The organism is Mycobacterium heidelbergense, assembly GCF_010730745.1.
GTDB lineage: Bacteria > Actinomycetota > Actinomycetes > Mycobacteriales > Mycobacteriaceae > Mycobacterium > Mycobacterium heidelbergense.
In genome coordinates this window covers 3,479,300-3,496,214 of the sequence record NZ_AP022615.1, presented here as the reverse complement: position 1 = coordinate 3,496,214, position 16,915 = coordinate 3,479,300, and the positions used below count along the sequence as shown (strand labels likewise).

General features: G+C 65.3%; 20 protein-coding genes and 1 tRNA gene. 11 read left to right on the top strand and 10 right to left on the bottom strand.

The genetic code is table 11. The features are described 5' to 3' along the window. Positions 1-163: 163 nt before the first annotated feature. The 5 genes from thrB to argS are packed head-to-tail and all read right to left on the bottom strand — an operon-like array spanning position 164 to position 6,582. The gene (gene thrB, locus G6N25_RS16480; RefSeq protein WP_083073497.1) at positions 164-1,108 is read right to left on the bottom strand and encodes a homoserine kinase; all 945 of its coding nucleotides are present in this window, start codon (positions 1,106-1,108) and stop codon (positions 164-166) included. Further along, positions 1,108-2,190: a threonine synthase gene (gene thrC, locus G6N25_RS16475; RefSeq protein WP_083073498.1), complete on the bottom strand. Its 1,083-nt coding sequence runs from the start codon at positions 2,188-2,190 to the stop codon at positions 1,108-1,110. Before thrC ends, thrB begins: the two co-directional genes overlap by 1 nt. Continuing rightward, a complete protein-coding gene (locus G6N25_RS16470; protein WP_083073553.1) occupies positions 2,187-3,512 on the bottom strand; it encodes a homoserine dehydrogenase in 1,326 nt (441 codons plus the stop codon). Before G6N25_RS16470 ends, thrC begins: the two co-directional genes overlap by 4 nt. Before the next feature lie 2 nt (positions 3,513-3,514). After that, positions 3,515-4,933, bottom strand: a complete 1,419-nt coding sequence (gene lysA, locus G6N25_RS16465; protein ID WP_083073499.1) for a diaminopimelate decarboxylase — start codon at positions 4,931-4,933, stop codon at positions 3,515-3,517. Beyond that, complete coding sequence (argS, locus tag G6N25_RS16460; RefSeq protein ID WP_083073500.1) at positions 4,930-6,582, bottom strand: arginine--tRNA ligase; 1,653 nt, start codon at positions 6,580-6,582, stop codon at positions 4,930-4,932. The genes lysA and argS overlap by 4 nt, the downstream gene beginning before the upstream one ends. A gap of 114 nt (positions 6,583-6,696) precedes the next feature. Between argS and G6N25_RS16455 the strand changes: the two genes are divergently transcribed. The 5 genes from G6N25_RS16455 to G6N25_RS16440 all read left to right on the top strand — a co-directional run bounded on the left by G6N25_RS16455 (position 6,697) and on the right by G6N25_RS16440 (position 7,811). Continuing rightward, a tRNA-Arg gene (locus G6N25_RS16455) sits at positions 6,697-6,772 on the top strand. Positions 6,773-6,917: 145 nt separating this feature from the next. Further along, positions 6,918-7,205 (top strand): hypothetical protein, encoded by a 288-nt coding sequence (locus tag G6N25_RS16450; RefSeq protein WP_142272566.1) that lies wholly within the window; start codon positions 6,918-6,920, stop codon positions 7,203-7,205. Then, on the top strand, positions 7,202-7,429 hold the full coding sequence (locus tag G6N25_RS16445; RefSeq protein WP_142272567.1) for a hypothetical protein: 228 nt from the start codon (positions 7,202-7,204) through the stop codon (positions 7,427-7,429). The genes G6N25_RS16450 and G6N25_RS16445 overlap by 4 nt, the downstream gene beginning before the upstream one ends. Continuing rightward, positions 7,426-7,581, top strand: coding sequence for a hypothetical protein (locus tag G6N25_RS23560; RefSeq protein ID WP_169924615.1), 156 nt, complete (start codon positions 7,426-7,428; stop codon positions 7,579-7,581). Before G6N25_RS16445 ends, G6N25_RS23560 begins: the two co-directional genes overlap by 4 nt. Further along, positions 7,578-7,811 (top strand): hypothetical protein, encoded by a 234-nt coding sequence (locus G6N25_RS16440; RefSeq protein WP_232065819.1) that lies wholly within the window; start codon positions 7,578-7,580, stop codon positions 7,809-7,811. The genes G6N25_RS23560 and G6N25_RS16440 overlap by 4 nt, the downstream gene beginning before the upstream one ends. Positions 7,812-7,867: 56 nt before the next feature. Here G6N25_RS16440 and G6N25_RS16435 read toward each other — a convergent pair whose 3' ends face one another. Next, positions 7,868-8,050 carry a hypothetical protein gene (locus tag G6N25_RS16435; RefSeq protein WP_083073503.1) on the bottom strand — a complete coding sequence of 61 codons (183 nt, stop codon included), beginning with the start codon at positions 8,048-8,050 and terminating at the stop codon, positions 7,868-7,870. Positions 8,051-8,227: 177 nt separating this feature from the next. Between G6N25_RS16435 and G6N25_RS16430 the strand changes: the two genes are divergently transcribed. Next, complete coding sequence (locus G6N25_RS16430) at positions 8,228-8,947, top strand: DUF3800 domain-containing protein (protein ID WP_083073504.1); 720 nt, start codon at positions 8,228-8,230, stop codon at positions 8,945-8,947. Between the two features lie 431 nt (positions 8,948-9,378). Here the strand turns inward: G6N25_RS16430 and G6N25_RS16425 are convergent, their stop codons facing one another. Then, positions 9,379-9,552 (bottom strand): hypothetical protein, encoded by a 174-nt coding sequence (locus tag G6N25_RS16425; RefSeq protein WP_158084862.1) that lies wholly within the window; start codon positions 9,550-9,552, stop codon positions 9,379-9,381. A gap of 68 nt (positions 9,553-9,620) precedes the next feature. On the opposite strand from G6N25_RS16425, the gene G6N25_RS16420 reads away from it, so the two are divergent. From G6N25_RS16420 to G6N25_RS24230, 3 genes are all read left to right on the top strand, one after another. Further along, positions 9,621-10,913 carry an ATP-binding protein gene (locus G6N25_RS16420; protein ID WP_197745680.1) on the top strand — a complete coding sequence of 431 codons (1,293 nt, stop codon included), beginning with the start codon at positions 9,621-9,623 and terminating at the stop codon, positions 10,911-10,913. 154 nt (positions 10,914-11,067) lie between these two features. Then, positions 11,068-11,235, top strand: coding sequence for a hypothetical protein (locus G6N25_RS16415; RefSeq protein WP_158084863.1), 168 nt, complete (start codon positions 11,068-11,070; stop codon positions 11,233-11,235). A gap of 17 nt (positions 11,236-11,252) precedes the next feature. Continuing rightward, a complete protein-coding gene (locus tag G6N25_RS24230) occupies positions 11,253-11,462 on the top strand; it encodes a helix-turn-helix domain-containing protein (protein ID WP_083073555.1) in 210 nt (69 codons plus the stop codon). On the opposite strand, the gene G6N25_RS16405 is transcribed toward G6N25_RS24230, so the two are convergent. Both G6N25_RS16405 and G6N25_RS16400 read right to left on the bottom strand, forming a co-directional pair. After that, on the bottom strand, positions 11,463-12,539 hold the full coding sequence (locus G6N25_RS16405; protein ID WP_142272568.1) for a hypothetical protein: 1,077 nt from the start codon (positions 12,537-12,539) through the stop codon (positions 11,463-11,465). A 16-nt stretch (positions 12,540-12,555) separates the two neighbouring features. Beyond that, positions 12,556-13,413: an ETEC_3214 domain-containing protein gene (locus tag G6N25_RS16400; protein WP_142272569.1), complete on the bottom strand. Its 858-nt coding sequence runs from the start codon at positions 13,411-13,413 to the stop codon at positions 12,556-12,558. A gap of 499 nt (positions 13,414-13,912) precedes the next feature. On the opposite strand from G6N25_RS16400, the gene G6N25_RS16395 reads away from it, so the two are divergent. Next, positions 13,913-14,284 carry a nuclear transport factor 2 family protein gene (locus G6N25_RS16395; RefSeq protein WP_083073505.1) on the top strand — a complete coding sequence of 124 codons (372 nt, stop codon included), beginning with the start codon at positions 13,913-13,915 and terminating at the stop codon, positions 14,282-14,284. 24 nt (positions 14,285-14,308) lie between these two features. After that, entirely contained in the window at positions 14,309-16,027 is a 1,719-nt protein-coding gene (locus tag G6N25_RS16390) for an NAD-binding protein (protein ID WP_083073506.1), read from the top strand. A gap of 7 nt (positions 16,028-16,034) precedes the next feature. On the opposite strand, the gene G6N25_RS16385 is transcribed toward G6N25_RS16390, so the two are convergent. Beyond that, complete coding sequence (locus G6N25_RS16385; RefSeq protein ID WP_083073507.1) at positions 16,035-16,913, bottom strand: LLM class flavin-dependent oxidoreductase; 879 nt, start codon at positions 16,911-16,913, stop codon at positions 16,035-16,037. Positions 16,914-16,915: the final 2 nt, after the last annotated feature.

Genomic DNA, 16,915 nt, shown 5'->3' with positions numbered 1-16,915 from the left:
GATGGGCGGAGAGAGCGGCGAACCTCGTTCACGAGAAGAATTGGTGTTGTCCTAGCGGCAAGGCAGTATGGATGCAGATGCAGATGCTGCAATTGCTGGACGGCTCCGAGGATAACCCGCATCCCTGCCGGAAGCAAGCAAACCCCTCCCGCCACGCTGTGGATCAACCCGCGACGGTGACTCCCGGGCTCCAGCGAACTCCTTCGCCGGCAGTCATCTTGGCGATGGTAAATCCGTTCGTGACTCCGTAGTCCAGCGCTTCCAGGGGTAATTCGGGTTGGGTGCTCAGTGCGATCAACGAGGGGCCGGCCCCGGAAACCGTCGCTGCCACCTTATGACGCCGCAACAGCCGCAAATATTCCGCCGAGACGGGCATCGCCGGGGCGCGTTGCGGTTGGTGCAGCAGGTCCTCGGTGGCCGCCATCAGCAGATCCGGCCGTTCGGTGAGGGCCACCACCAGCAGCGCGGCCCGGCTGACGTTGAACCTCGCGTCGGCGTGGCTGACCTGCGCGGGCAGCAGCACCCGGGTCTCCGCGGTCAGCGAGCGCTCCTCGGGAATCGCGAGGAACACATGGATGTCGGGGTGAAGCCGCAGCGGGACGCCCAGGTAGTCGGACCGATCGCCGGCGCGCTCAATCCAGGAAACCACCGCACCACCCAGCACGGCGGCCGCGGCGTTGTCGGGATGCCCCTCGAACTCCGAGGACAGCTGGATCAGCTGGGCGACGCTGAGCGGTATCGAATCCGTTTGTGCGACAAGGCCGTTCACTGCGGCGAGGCCGCCGACGACGGCCGCCGCCGACGAGCCGAGACCGCGGCAGTGCGGGATGGCGTTGCGGCAGCGCACCACCAACCCCGGGGCGGTGGCCCCGACGGCTTGCAGCCCGCGTTCGACGGCCCGCACCACCAGGTGGCCGGCATCCAGCGGCACCTGGTCGGCGCCCTCGCCCTCGACGACCACGACCAGTCCGGAAGCCGTTGTCTCGACGATAATTTCGTCGCTAAGGCTCAATGCCAGGCCGATGCTGTCGAAGCCCGGGCCGAGGTTCGCGCTGGACGCCGACACCACGGCGCTGGCCACCAGCCCGGCGGGCAGGGCCTTAGCCACTAGCGCAACCCCAGCTTCTCGACGACGAGCACCGGGTCAACGGGCAGCGGGGACACGCTCGGCATGTCCTTCAGCGCGGTGTCGGGATCCTTGAGGCCATTGCCGGTCACCGTGCACACCACCGTCGACCCGCGGGCCACCCAGCCGTCGTCGACGGCCTTGAGCAGGCCCGCGATGCTGGCCGCCGACGCGGGCTCGACGAAGACCCCCTCGGAGGCGGCCACCAGGTGGTACGCCGCCAGGATCTCCTCGTCGGTCGCGGCCAGGAAGCGCCCGTTGGATTGCCGCTGCGCCTCGACGGCGGCCGTCCACGACGCCGGCGCGCCGATGCGGATCGCGGTCGCGATGGTCTCCGGGTGGCTGACCGGTTCGCCGAGCACCAGCGGCGCCGCGCCGGCCGCCTGGGTGCCCAGCATGCGGGGCAGCTTGTCGATCACGCCTTCCTGGTGGTACTCGGTGTAGCCCTTCCAGTACGCGGTGATGTTCCCGGCGTTGCCGACCGGGAGCGCGTGCACGTCCGGCGCGGCGCCCAGCGCGTCCACGATCTCGAACGCCGCCGTCTTCTGGCCCTCGATGCGCACCGGGTTGACGGAGTTGACGAGCGAGATCGTCGGGAAGTCGGCGGCCATCTTGCGGGCCAGTTCCAGGCAGTCGTCGAAGTTGCCGTCGATCTGGATGATCTTGGCGCCGTGCATGACCGCCTGCGCCAGCTTGCCCATCGCGATCTTGCCCTGCGGTATCAGCACCGCGCAGGTGATGCCGGCGCGGGCGGCGTATGCCGCCGCCGACGCCGAGGTGTTTCCGGTCGACGCGCACAACACGGCCCGCTGGCCGCGGGCCACGGCGTCGGTGACCGCCATCGTCATGCCCCGGTCCTTGAAGGAGCCGGTGGGGTTGAGGCCTTCGACCTTGAGGTGGACGGTGCAGCCGGTCTTTTCCGACAGCCGGGTCGCCGCGATCAGCGGGGTGCCGCCCTCGAGCAGGGTGACCGGGGCCCAGTCGTTCCCGACGGGCAGCCGGTCGCGGTACGCCGCGATCACACCCGGCCAGGGATGGTGGATGGCCGTGCGCGGAGCGCTCATAGGCTGGTCCCTTCCAGTCGCAGCACGCTCGTCACGCCCTGCACGACGTCCAAATCCGCCAGCGCGTGGACGGTTTCGGACAGCGCGGCGTCGGTGGCGGTGTGGGTGACCACCACGACGCGGGCTCCCACCCGTCGCCCGCCCTCGCCCACCACGCCTTCCTGGCGGACCTCGGCGATGCTCACCTCGCGCTTGGCGAATTCCGCCGCCACCGAGGACAACACGCCCGGCTTGTCGGCGACGTTCATGCTGACGTAATAGCGGGTAGAGATCAAACCCATTGGCGCGATAGGAAGTTGGGCGTACCGGGACTCCTTCGGCCCGCGGCTGCCCAGGACCCGGTTGCGCGCGGCCATCACCAGGTCGCCGGTGACCGCCGATGCGGTGGGCGCGCCGCCGGCCCCCTGGCCGTAGAACATCAGCCGCCCCGAGGCCGCCGCCTCGACCACCACCGCGTTGAACGCCCCGCTGACGGTGGCGAGCGGGTGCGACAGCGGCACCAGCGCCGGATAGACGCGGGCCGAAACCCGTTCCTGCCCATCATCTCCCGTGATGCGCTCGCAGATGGACAGCAGCTTGATGGTGCAGCCCAGGGCGCGTGCGGAGGCGAAGTCGGCGGGGGTGATCGTGGTGATGCCCTCGCGATGGACGTCGTCGGCGGTCACCCGGGTGTGGAACGCGATGGACGCCAGGATCGCGGCCTTGGCCGCGGCGTCGTAGCCCTCGACGTCGGCGGTGGGATCGGCCTCGGCGTAGCCCAGCGCGCCGGCCTCGGCCAGAGCGGTGTCGTAGTCGGCGCCGGTGCTGTCCATCGCGGACAGGATGTAGTTGGTGGTGCCGTTGACGATGCCGGCCACCCGCAGCACGGTGTCGCCGGCCAGCGACTGGGTGAGCGGGCGGATGACCGGGATGGCGCCCGCGACCGCCGCCTCGAAATACAGGTCGACGTGGGCGTTTTCGGCCGCCTGCGCCAGCTCCCCGGTGGACGTGGACAGCAGGGCCTTGTTGGCCGTGACGACGGACTTGCCGTGCTCGAGCGCGGACAGGATCGCCTTGCGGGCGGGCTCTACCGGCCCCATCACCTCGACGACGATGTCGACGTCCTCGCGCGAGACGAGCTCCTCGATGTTGTCGGTGAGCAGGCCGACCGGCACGCCGCGGTCGGCGCCGACGCGGCGCACCCCGATGCCGCGCAGCACCAACGGGGCGCCGACGCGAGCCGCCAAATCCTCGGCGCTGTCCTCGATGATGCGGACGACCTCGCTGCCGACGTTGCCCAACCCGAGTACCGCTACGCCGACGGGCTTTTCGTCACCGGACACGGTCACCTCACTTCCAGACTCAGCAGATCGTCGACCGTCTCGCGGCGCAGGACCAGGCGGGCGCGGCCGGCGCGCACGGCTACCACGGCGGGGCGGCCGACCATGTTGTAACGGCTCGACAGCGAATAGCAGTAGGCGCCGGTCGCGGCGACCCCGAGCAGGTCCCCGGGCCGCAGGTCACCCGGGACCCAGGCGTCGCGGACGACGATATCGCCCGTCTCACAGTGCTTCCCGACGATGCGGGCGAGCTCCGCCGGCGCATCGCTTTTCCGCGAAACCAGCCGGGCGTCGTACTGCGCGTCGTAGAGCGCGGTGCGGATGTTGTCGCTCATGCCGCCGTCGACGCTGACGTAACGCCGGTGCGCCGTGGTGCTCACGTCGACGTCCTTGACGGTACCGACCTCGTACAGCGTGATGGTGCCCGGTCCGGCGATGGCCCGCCCGGGCTCGACCACCAGCCTCGGGGCGGGCAGCCCCACGGCCGCCGACTCGTTGCGCACGATGACGCCCAGCTTGTCCGCCAGCTCGGCCACCGGCGGCGGGTCGTCGGGCGCCAGGTACGAGATACCCAGGCCGCCACCGAGATCGACGGTGGACAGCTGGGCCGTCTTTTCCGGGCCGAACTCGGCGACAATTTCGCGCAGCAGGCCGATGACGCGGTGCGCGGCGAGTTCGAAGCCGGCGACGTCGAAGATCTGGGAGCCGATGTGGCTGTGCAGCCCGACCAGTCGCAGGTGATCGGTGGCGAACACCCGGCGCACCGCCGCCATCGCCGCGCCGCTGGCCACCGACAGCCCGAACTTCTGGTCCTCGTGTGCGGTGGAGATGAACTCGTGGGTGTGCGCCTCGACACCGACGGTGAGGCGCACGAGCACGTTCTGGACGACGCCCGCCTCGCCCGCGATGGTGTCGAGGCGCTCGATCTCGGTCATCGAGTCCAGCACGACGTGGCCCACGCCGGCCTTGACCGCGGCTGTCAGTTCTGCGACGGATTTGTTGTTGCCGTGGAACGTGATTCGCTCCGGCGGAAAGTCGGCGTGCAGCGCCACCGCCAGCTCCCCACCGGTGCACACGTCCAGCGAGAGGCCCTCTTCGTCGATCCAGCGCGCTATTTCGGTGCACAGGAACGCCTTGGCGGCGTAGTGGACGTTGCGGCCGCCGCCGAAGGCCGCCGCCATGTCCTGGCAGCGGGAGCGAAAGTCGTCCTCGTCGATGACGAACAACGGCGTCCCATACTCCTGGGCGAGGCGGGTCACCGGGACTCCCCCGATGACCGCGGCACCCGTTTCGTCGCGAGTTGTGCTGCGCGGCCACACGTGTGGGGCCAACACCAGCAGCTCCTCGGGGGATTGCGGGCGCGGCGGGCTTTCGGCGTGACGCGTCTCGTCGGCATGCCGGGGACCGGCGGGGTGGACGTTCACATTCGCTCCGGGGCGCTGACGCCGAGTATTGCCAGCCCGTTGGCGATGACCTGGCGGGTGGCCTGGCACAGCGCCAGGCGCGCGGTGTGCAGGTCGGTGGGCCGCTCGTCGCCCTGGGGCAACACCCGGCAGGAGTCGTAGAACCGGTGGTAGTCACCGGCGAGGTCCTCCAGGTACCGGCACACCCGGTGCGGTTCCCGCAGGGACGCCGCCGTTTCCAGCACCCGCGGGAATTCGCCGATGGTGCGCAGCAGCGCACCCTCCTTGTCGTGGCCGAGCAGCTCGAGGTGTTCGGTGTCGGGGATCAGGCCGAGCTCGGCGGCGTTGCGGGCCAGCGCCGAAAGCCGGGCGTGCGCGTATTGCACGTAGTAGACCGGGTTTTCGTTGGACGCCGAGGACCACAGCGCCAGGTCGATGTCGATCGGGGTGTCCACCGACGAGCGGATCAGGCTGTAGCGCGCCGCGTCGACGCCGATCGCCTCGACCAGGTCGTCGAGCGTGAGCACGGTCCCGGCCCGCTTGCTCATCCGGACCGGCTGGCCGTCGCGGACCAGGTTGACCAGCTGCCCGATGAGCACCTCGACGGTGGCGGGGTCGTCGCCGAACGCGGCGGCCACGGCCTTGAGCCGCGCGACGTACCCGTGATGGTCGGCGCCGAGCATGTAGATGCACAGGTCGAAACCGCGTTGCCGCTTGTCCAGGTAGTAGGCGATGTCACCGGCGATGTAGGCCGGCTTGCCGTCGCTCTTGATCACGACGCGGTCCTTGTCGTCACCAAAGGCGCTGGTGCGCAACCAGGTTGCGCCGTCCTTCTCATAGATGTTGCCGGTCTCGCGAAGCCTGGCGATGGCCTGCTCGACGCGGCCGCTGGTGTGCATCGATTCTTCGTGGGTGTAGACGTCGAAGTCGGTGCCGAATTCGTGCAGCGACTCCTTGATGTGGGTGAACATCAGGTCGACGCCGATCGCGCGGAACGTCTCGTGCATCTCGGGTTCCGGCAGGCTCAGCGCGTCGGGCGCCTTCCGCACTATCTGCGCGGCGATGTCGGTGATGTAGGTGCCGGCGTAGCCGTCTTCCGGGGTGGGCTCGCCCTTGGCCGCGGCGATCAGCGAGCTGGCGAACCGGTCGATCTGGGTGCCGTGGTCGTTGAAGTAGTACTCGCGCACCACGCCGGCGCCCTGGGTGGACAGCAGCCGGCCCAGCGCGTCGCCGACCGCGGCCCACCGGGTGCCGCCGATGTGGATCGGCCCGGTCGGGTTGGCCGAGACGAATTCCAGGTTGATCCTGTGCCCGGCCAGCGCGTCGGAGCGACCGAAGTTCTGGCCAGCGTCGATGACGTCGTTGATCACCTTGGCCTGCGCCGACGCCTCGAGGCGCATGTTGATGAAGCCGGGCCCCGCCACCTCCGCCGAGGCGATGCCGTCGGCGTCGGCCAGCTTTTGCGCGAGCCATCCGGCCAGCTCACGCGGGTTGGCGCCCACCGCCTTGCCCAGCTGCAGCGCCAGGTTGCTGGCGTAATCGCCGTGATCGGGGTTACGCGGCCGTTCCACCGTGACGGCCGCCGGCAGAGCGGCAGCGTCGAGCCCGCGCTCGGCGAGCACCGCGGCGGCGGTGGTTTTGAGCAGCTCAGCCAGGTCGGCGGGGGTCACGAACGTCCATCCTATGGGCTGGGGTGCTCTCGCCCGAATCCATTGCGGTGGCCGAGGGGTCACCGCAATGCGCTAGTCTGGCGGGGCCCAATGGCGCAACGGGTACGTCGGTGCGCCCCCGTAGCTCAGGGGATAGAGCGTCTGCCTCCGGAGCAGAAGGCCGCAGGTTCGAATCCTGCCGGGGGCACCAAGCGTTAATGCAGGTCAAGGCGGTTTTTCCGCTACCTGGCCAAACATCGAATGCCCCCGGCATGCCCCTCGAAATCCTCCGGTCCGGTGTCAGCAAACGGGGTGAGCAATTTTGCTCACCCCGCGACACCAACCGAGAGGGCGCCATGCCTACTACCCCCGAGACCACCACCGAGGCGTACACCGCGCTCGCCAACGCCCTGCAGCACCTGCGGCACGCGCTGCGCTGCACGGGCCGCGCCATCCCCGACCTCGGCGAAGCCACACCCGCCGCGCTGCGCGGCGCGGAACTCTGCGTCGACATCACCGCCGCGGCCCGGTCCTGCGCCAACCTGCTCGACCACCTCGACGGCTACGGCACCCCATCACTTGACGACCGTCGGCAGGCGATCGACGAAGCCAAGGAACGCCACCCGGCAGGCGGTGCCCTGTGAACACCAGACCGTCGAAAACATGCGCGGTGGCCCGCATCATCGGCGGCCGCGCCGCCGCCTACCTCGTGTGCACGCTCCTAGCCTCGATGGCATTCGACGTGGCCGCGCACACAACACCCGGCTGGGCGCTCACCTTCGACGTCGGGGGGTTCGCGATCTGGCTGCTATGGCTGGTGAGCCTCCCCTTCGCGATCGCCGGCATCGTGCGGGAGGTGAAACGGTGACCCGCCGCGGGTGGGCGTGGTTCGCCGCCCTCACTGTGGCCGCTGTGGGTTGGGTGCTGCTACACGCCGACCCGGCCGCGTTCGACCCTGGCGTTGTTGGTTGGCCGCGCGTCCTGCTCGGGCAGGCCGCCGACTGGTTGGTGACCCGGTGACCCGCTGGTGGCTGGCCGCCGCGATGGCCGCCGCCTGGGTGGCGTGGGCGCCGGCCGCTGCCGCCGACTCCGCATTGCCCCCGACGCCGCCGGGCTACGTCGAGTGCAACGGCCAGCTGATATCGGCGGACCCGCGGCTCGACGTCCAGAACCCGCTGGGGGCGATCGAATACCGCTGGTTCCTGCAGCAGATGTGCGCGGCAGGGACACCACCCGGGCCGCCCATGTAGCCGCCGCGCGCGGGGCGCGTCCATTTTTCCCGCCCCCTAGAGGCGCCTACCCATTGCTAGCCGGCCATAGGGCGGGCCGTCTTTTTCTCCGGTCCCGGTGCTGCCGAGACGACGGTGGCGTAAGCATTCGCAAGCTGCTCGAGCTGCGCAGGCCCGTACGACTCGGCGTCTTTCTTGATCGCGTTGAGCAACGCCACGGCGGCTTCGTTTGAAAGGTCTCTGATGTTCTCCCCAGACATGGGTACGGACGATAGCCGCCAGATCTGTTGCAGATGTCCGATTCCGGGAACACCCGACCTTGGCCGCGCGCGCTCGTCACCGAATTCGCGTGGATTATCGCGGCGTTCGCGTAGCGTCTATACCCTCATGACTCAATCCGTCGCAGGCCAAGCCGGGCTGAACGACCGCGTGGCCGCATGGGCATGGCGTTGATGGCCGCGGCTAAGCATCTGACAGCCACGTTCTTTATTGATGAGTCTGGCGCTAAAGCAACAAGCGGCAACTTTTTCGTGGTCGCCGGCATCAAGTGCCGGCAGCCCGGTCGGCTGCAGCGGAAGATCGAAGAGTTGCGAGATCGAACGGGCTATCGCGAAGAGTTCAAGTTCTCGCGCATCTCCCGAGAGCGCCTTCCTGTATTTCGTGAGCTCGTGGAGGTCGTCGCGTCATCGGACATCCGGCTCATAGGATCCGTCATCGATCGGTCGCGGCTCGACAACCCATTCAAGGGCGACGACGAGTGGCGAGTACATGCCAGAATCGCAGCTCAGCTGATTGTCGGGAACATCAATATGGGTGAGCACGTCGCTGCTGTCTTAGATCATCGCTCCACCAAGCCGAACGTTTCGTTCGGCGACACAGTCAAAAGCATGGCTAACTACGGCATGTCTACGCCCGCTGTTGTTAGCGCGATCACAGTCGACTCCGAGGCAAACGACCTACTTCAGGTCGCTGACCTAATCGCAGGCGCAATCGGTAACCACCGTCGTGAGCCTCGCCCGCGAACATTCAGCAAAAAAGCGCAGGTAGCGTGGGATCTCGCCCACAGCCTAGGCGTTCGCGACTTCATCTCCGACACCCACAAGGGACGGGTAAACATCAAGACTGTGACGAAGATGCGACGAGGGCAGCCGACGTGATGTCGCGCTGCCCTCGCCTGAATCTGTGTGAGCGGTCCTCTCCCCGCTCGGGATTTTTCACACGAACTGTGAGCCCAAAATCTCTGGCCCGTGCGCGCAACTGTGAGCCCGTAGCTCTGGTCGCTCCACAAAACTACCACCGTCGGTATTCACCAGCAAGGTTAATGGCACGACACGCCGCCCAAATCACAATGGTGTAATACCTGGTCAGAGCCAACAGACGATAGCCTCCGAACAGCCTCAGGCGGCGCAACGATGACATCCCGTCGTTGATGTTGCGGCTGGGTAACGGGACTGAGTTCGCAGGCCACCACGGCGGCAGTGAACGCCGTCAACGCGCTGCGAGTCGGCAGGACACCTGGGTTGGTCTCGCAACGCATGCACTTGCCGCGGCCACACGCCCACGCCACGCTGACCGGGTCAGCAGAAAGCTACGGCTTTTCTACGGCGGGAATGACCTGGCCCGGGACGTAGATGCCGGGTTTCAGGTGACGCTCGCCAACGCTTCCATCCGCACGCAGTTCAGGCTCGGTATCGCCGGGAATGATGGTCACGTAGTCGGGCGCGAGCAGCGGTTGACCCTCCCGCAAGGTTGGCTTGTTCACAAGACCCCCATCCGATTAGCTGTGTGTAGTGTCTTTACTAAATTTAGGGTACACGCTAAATTTAGTACATGGCCGAACAACCTATTGAAGTCGACCTGGGATTCACCAACCCCTATCGCCCCGGAGCGGGTCACATGCCGCCCTACCTCGCCGGCAGGGAACGCGAATACGAAGTCTTCGACGGACTGCTCGCACAAGATCCGGTCCTCGAGAACCTAATTCTTACGGGGCTTCGTGGTGTCGGCAAGACCGTCCTGCTCGAGACATTCAAGCCGCGCGCCGTGAAGGCCGGGTGGAACTGGGTCGGAACGGACTTGTCGCAGAGCGCGAGCGTTTCAGAAGACAATCTGGCCGTCCGCGTGATGACCGATCTTGCCGTAGTCACGTCGGCGATGTCCGTACCGACGCCTACGCCCGCAGGCTTTGGCTTCGGTCAGCAGCAGGCCCCGGCAACCACTGACATCCCGTTGTCATATCAGGTGCTGCGCCAGATATACGAGAATGCGCCCGGACTTGTCGCGGACAAGCTCAAGAGTTTGTTGACCTTTGTGGCGATGCAGATGAAAGCCCAATACGGCCACAGCCGTGTTGTTTTCGCCTACGACGAGGCACAGAACCTAAGCGACAATCACTCGCGCGAAGAATATCCGCTCTCCACCCTGCTGGACGTCTTCCAGTACCTACAGCGTGAACAGATTCCGTTCATGCTCGTCCTCACCGGTCTACCGACCATGTTCTCGAAACTGGTCGAGGCGCGGACCTACAGCGAGCGCATGTTTCGCGTCGTGACACTCGGCAGGCTCGAGCGGTCGGACGCCCGCGAAGCCATCATCAAGCCGCTCGATACCGCGAGCTGCCCCATTCGATTTCGGGACGAGACGATCGAAGACATCTGCCAGCGATCGGGCGGCTACCCCTACTTCATCCAGTTCATCTGCCGCGAGGTGTTCGACGTCTGGATTTCACAGATGAGCATGGGCAAGGATCCGACCGTGCACATCGACGCCATCCAGGCGCGGCTCGACGACGATTTCTTTGCCGGACGCTGGGAGAGGGCGACAGACAGGCAGCGGGATCTGTTGTGGGTCATCGCGCATGTGGACGAGCCCGACGCCGAATTCTCTATCTCCGAGATTGTCGAGAAAGCACGAGTGCTGCTGCCAAAACCGTTCTCGTCAAGCCACGCGAGCCAGATGCTCGCGAGCCTGATCGAGCGTGGCCTAGTACACAAAAACAGATTCGGCAAATACTCCTTCGCCGTCCCGCTTCTGGCCGGCTTCATTCTCCGTACTCACGAAGCGAGTAAGGATGCTTTCATGTTCGCCGACATAATCATCGAAGACGACGACGCGGAGAACTAACCGCGTTACGCGCGTGCGACGACCCTAACTACAACAGCAACTTCTGGCGAAAGTTCCTATCCCGCGTCGGAACTGGCGGCACTCATGGGCGGCCTGGCGGGATCGAAGCATTCATCGAGGGCGCAACAGAAAGCGAGCCACCCCAATGCGGGAAGTGACCAAACTAGCGCTGCGGGCAACTGCACTGGTCGCAATTGCCGTTTGGCTGCTGGTCACAACCCACGGCCTGCCAGTCGCGGCCGCCGCGGCCGCGTTGCTGGTGATGGCCGCCAACGACGTCGCCGTGATCGTCCGCCAGCGGCGACACCAGCCGATTAAGTAGCGCCGCCCACGCGCACGATCACCGGCCGCCCGGCCTCCAACGCCGCGATCCGCTGCTCGAGGCAACTCATTTCAACAACCGTTGCTGCTGAACGGCTAGACGTTTCGCCAAATACTGTCCGCGCATTTATCGCTGACGGAAAGTTTAAGGGCTACAAGGTGGGTCGCCTCGTCAAAGTAGATGCCACCGATATCGAAGCCTACTTAGATCGCGTGGCGAGTGCTTGACTAAAACGGAACTTCCGGCGCAGTCGCGTTTCGAGGCCAACCAAATCTCTCAACATTCTCGACATGGACTTTTAGCCATCTTAAAGCCTCTTCAGCTTCCCAAGCCGCTTTTTGATGTCCCTGCACCTTTCCATGTCCAAATTCGGAGCGATATTGACCCCCAACGAGGCCACTGGAGCCAAAAGCTGTGTAACCGGCCATCAGCTTAGTTCGCAATTCATCAGTTGGCCTTGTACTATCTTGCTGGATCATTTTCAACGCTGCACCTAGGCTGGCCGTAGAGCTACTTTGGTCTACCTCTTGCAACCGCAGGAAGTCGGTAAGCGGATGCGTTTGGCTTGCAAGCCGATTCATAAATTCCGCGTCCATCTTATCGTCAAACCATTTCAGATTTTGCTCCAACCTCTGCAGGCGAACAAAACCGGTTAGAGTATTCCAGTTGGTTCTAATGATTGACCATTGGATCTGTAAGTTGTACTGGGAACCAACGATTTTCAAGACCTCCATCATGGCCCTGTGCATCACGGTGGACCGCTCGCGAAGGTAGTTTTGAAACTCGGCTATCTCGTCGTCAGTTGCGTTACGGTAATGAGGCGGCCCATTGGGTAATCGTGTTTGAGCTAGTGCGATTCGTCGTTGATATTCCTCAAAAATTCTGTCGTGGAGCTCACGAACACTTCGCGCGTTGCCAGCCAAGCCCGGATAAATCCGATCATACGAGCACAGTTCGAATACCGAATCTCTAAACTTCTCCCACGCCAGCAGGGTCATATTATTGATCCTGTCAAGAGCCATCTTGTGTTCTCGTTCGGTTTGAAAAGTAGCGAGGATAACGAGACCAACAGGTGCGCCGATGAGAAATCCGGTGAAACCGGCCGCTATATTCGGTATGTATGAACGCTGGTGCCACCACTGCCAAGTCGTAAAATCTAGGAGCGAAAACGCGAACAGCGCTATGGCTCCGACGATCAGCGCAGCGCGAATGAACTTCTGCGTGAATGGTTTGAAGCTTTTGTACGTTGTATAGAAGCTGGTAGCTTTCGGGTGCCAAAGGGGCCACCCGCTGATTTTGGTCAATTCCCGCGCTAGTTTATTACTGATGTTCGCTTCCCGTCTTTCGCGATGCCCACTTGCGTTTCACAGCGTTTCTTAGGCGATATCGTCTAGCACGAAAACGGGTTCGTAGCGATGGATATAACGGCGGTCGCACCGTTCTAGCGAGCTTCACCCTAGCCTCGTCTGGCCCGAGGATATGACGCTTGTAGAAGTCATTAAGCGGTCCTTCGGGATGCAAAATAGTCAAGGTGTTGACGGAAATTCCCGACGCATCGGTTGGATTTTTTAGATCGAACCCTGTAGATTCGCTTTGATTGGCATAGACGCCTGTTCCGATAAAATGCGGAATATCTGGCGATGCGATCAGCCTACCTGCACCACACATGTTGTACGACAACCAATATCGCTGATAGCCGCCGGACTTATGGAAATCGTGGGCGCGCAAATATCCAAGTCTTGATGCACCAATCCACAAGATCTCTCCATGATAACCGATTTCGTTTGGCCTGCTGAACCTGTCTTTCCCTAGCTTTACATCGAGAAATCCAAACGTCAAACGCTTGGCGTTATAATGCATCCAACGACTCGTCACAGTGATAGAGAATGCAATAACGACGTTTTCCTCAAGTTCAATCATGACCCACGCGCCTGGCAGGTGATAGGTGCGCTGTTCACGTCCATCTTGAGTCGTAATGAACTGCGCTACGCCTAGAAGTGATTCAACGTAGTCAACTGAGCTGCTGCAAGCCAGCTGGTCAAGTAACTTAGCTTGTGCCCTTCTGCGGCCCACAGTCCGCCGATACAGCGTCGCGACAAGTTTTACGATTCCCCAGGTAGCGCTCAGCAACGCTACTGTGGCTGCGCCTGCACCAAGGCTGCGGTAGATGAAGTCCACAGTCGCTGGCGTCACAAATCGAATCTTCGCAGACATGACCACCGGATCGGGTGAAGCGAAACCAACGCGCCCGGGCTGACTCCAAAGCGGGATCGATCAGATTGAATGCGCTGCGATGACCCAAAGGCGGTCGCCGCGCTCCTACGTCCATCCGTACCGCTTTGCGATCTTTTCTAGCTCTGCCTCAAAGATGAGTCGATTGCGCTCTGAGAGCCTGCCGTCTAGCTGGCAGGCGAAAACCTCGCGAGCGGCACGCCCGCAATCCGCTCAATCCAGCCGAAACTTCATGGCGCCGAACGGCTCCGACGTGCCGAGCGCGAACACCGTCGGGGCCCGCATGCAAGCGCGTCGCCCCCCGAACGGATCGCCTGCCCGACGTCGTCGCGCGAGAACCACGCGCTGCGCGTGTCCTGTTCCCCGCGCTCGTGACGCGACGCGTCCGATGAAAGGCACGTCGCCCGGTATCGCCGTCAAACGAACCGATGTAGCGTCCGAAGTCATGCCGTCCCAGGAAGCCATCACGCAGACCGTCAACCGCTACCTCGCGCTCGTCGCCACGGGTACCGCCGACGAGATCCTGCCCCTCTACGCCGCCGACGCCACCATCGAGGATCCGATCGGGTCGGACCTCCGGCGCGGCCACGACGCCATCCGCGAGTTCTATGCGGGCTTCCAGGACGTCAAGAAAGAGACCGAACTGGCCGAGCTGCGCGTCGCTGGCAGCGAGGCGGCGTTTTTGTGGCACCTCAGGCTCGACGCCGGTGACAGCCGCACCCAAATCTCGCCCATCTCGCTGATGACGTTCGACGAGGACGCCAAGATCACGTCGATGCGGGCGTTTTGGTCGCCTTCCGACGTTCAAGTCCTGTAAAGACCTGCGGCCGAAGCGAATACGATGGTGCGCAGCCACATCATCGTCAGCGGCGACGACGCGCTGGCGACGACGATCGTTGAGGAACTCAACAACGCCGGGGTGCACATCGTCAAGCTCACCACCGCCACCGAGCTCGCCGACGCCGGGGTCGCCCGCGCCCGCGCCGTAATCTGCGTCGGGGATGACGACGCGACAAACCTCGAAATCGCGCTGTTGGCAAGGAAAGCCAACCCCCGCGTGCGGGTGGTAGCGCGGCTGGCCAACGACGTGTTGCGGACGGCGATGGCCGCCGATAAACGCCCCGGCGCGATCCTGGACGTCGCGGACCTCGCGGCGCCGTCGGTCGTCGAAGCATGCCTGGCGCACACCGTGCACCCGTTCGAGGCCGCGGGAATCAAGTTTGTTGTCTCGGGCGCGGAGGCACCGCGTGACGCGACGCTGCGCGAGATCTACGGCGACCTGGCGCCGGTGGCGGTGATCCACGGCGAAAACTCCCCCTCCCCGGGCGAGGTCGTGACATGCCCGGGCCGGGATCTGGCGGTGCACGCCGGGGACTGGACCGCGATGATCGGTACCGCCGACGAATTGGCCGCCCGCGGCATCAAGACCCCGCGGCCGACCGAGACGCGCTCGCGCCGGCCGCCGCTGCGGCGGGTGCTCGACGCCGCGCGCGGCCTGCGTGACGACGTCAACCCGATGTTCGCGCGAGCGTTGCTGGCCGCGGCATGCCTGCTGATCGGGTCGACGGTCGTCTTGCGCTTCTGCTACCAGCCGCATCCGAAGATGACGTGGCTGGACGCGTTGTATTTCAGCACCGAGACGATCGCGACGGTGGGCTACGGCGACTTCAGCTTCCTCCACCAGCCCACCTGGCTGCGGCTGTTCAGCATCATGCTGATGTTCGCCGGCGTGACCACGACCGCGCTCCTCGTCGCGTTCATCGCCGACCTGCTGTTGTCGCGGCGTTTCGCCCATTCGGCCGGACGCCGCCGGGCGCGCCATCTGCGCAATCACGTCATCGTCGTCGGGCTGGGTTCGTTCGGCAGCCGCGTCGTCGCCGACCTGACGGCCGCCGGATACGAGGTCGCGGTGGTCGAGCGCGACGAGAACAACCGCTTCTTGTCGGCGGCGGCCGACCTCGACGTGCCGGTGATCTTCGGGGACGCGACGCTGCGCCAGACGCTGGACTCGGCCGGCGTCGCCCGGGCGCGGGCGGTGGCGGTGCTGACGCAGGACGACATGGTCAACATCGAGACCGGGATCGTGCTGCGGGAGATGTTGGGGCCCCGGGTGATGCCCGAAGTCGTCCGGCCCGAGGTTCCGCTGGTGCTCCGCGTATACGACCGCGCGCTGGGGGCCGCGGTGGCGCAGCGGTTCGGATTCGAGAACGTGCGGTCGACCGTCGAACTGGCCGCGCCGTGGTTCATCGGCGCCGCCATGGGCCTGCAGGTGCTGGGGACGTTCTCGGTCGGCCAGCGCTCCTTCATGGTCGGCGCAATGCACGTGGCGGCCGGCAGCGAACTCGACGGCCTGAAGATGTTCGAGCTGTCCACCCACACCCGCGTCATCGCGATCACCCGCCAGGACGCGCCCGTCGCGCTCCACCCGCGGCGCGACGCCTGGCTCGGCGGCGGCGACACCGTCTACCTGGTCGGCCCGTACCGCGAATTGTTGGCGACGCTGCGCAAGGGGCAGCCTCCCCAGGAGCCGGCCACCGGCGACGAGCGCGCGTCAGCCTAAGGCTCGCCTAAAGCCGCCCCGCCACGTCGGCGGCGCGGCGCAGCTGGTCGAGGTCCGCACTCGTCGGGATGAGCTGAACCTCGTCGGTGCCGATGCCCTCGAACGTGCGCAGCACGGCCAGCAGCTCGTCCTCGCCGCCGGCCCAGCCGGTCATCGGCGCCATCGCGTCGACGTATTCGGCCGGTATCCAGTTCATGTAGCGCCGCAGGTGGCGATGCACCTGGGCGCGGGCCCGCTCGGGCGACCCGAACGCGTACCAGAACGACGTCACCAGGTGGGGTTTGGGCTTGCCGGCCTGCGCCCACGCCTCCCGCGCCACGTCGAACAGCTCGTTTTGCTTGGCGACGTCGAGGTCCAACGTGGTGCCGGCCAGACCGTCGGCCCAGGCGGCGGCGCTGCGGATGGTCTTGGGCCCGATGCTGCCGACGAACAGCGGCGGGCCGCCGGGCTGGACCGGGGCCGGCCCGACCGGCAGCACCGACTCGGTGATCTTTTCCCCGGCCCACACCCGTTTCATGACCGCGACGCGTTCGGCCATGCCGCGCATCGTCTGCGTCGCCGGGTCGGCGCTCACGGCGTGGTAGTCCTCGTGCCTGCCGCCCACGCCGATGCCCACGGTCAGCCGCCCGCCGGAGAGCACGTCGCCGGTGGCCAGCGCCTTGGCCAGCATGACCGGGTCGTGCAGCTGCGGCACGATCACGGTCGTCAGCAGCCGCACCCGACCGGTCCAGGCGGCCAGCGCGCCGAGCAGCGTGAGGTTGTCCGGGTTTTCGAAGGCGATGCGCTCGCCCCAGCACAGCGACGAGAACGGGCCCTCGTCGATCGCGCGCGCCCAGTTCTCCAACACCGTCGCGTCCAGGTCCGGCTCCATCACCGGCATGGTCATCG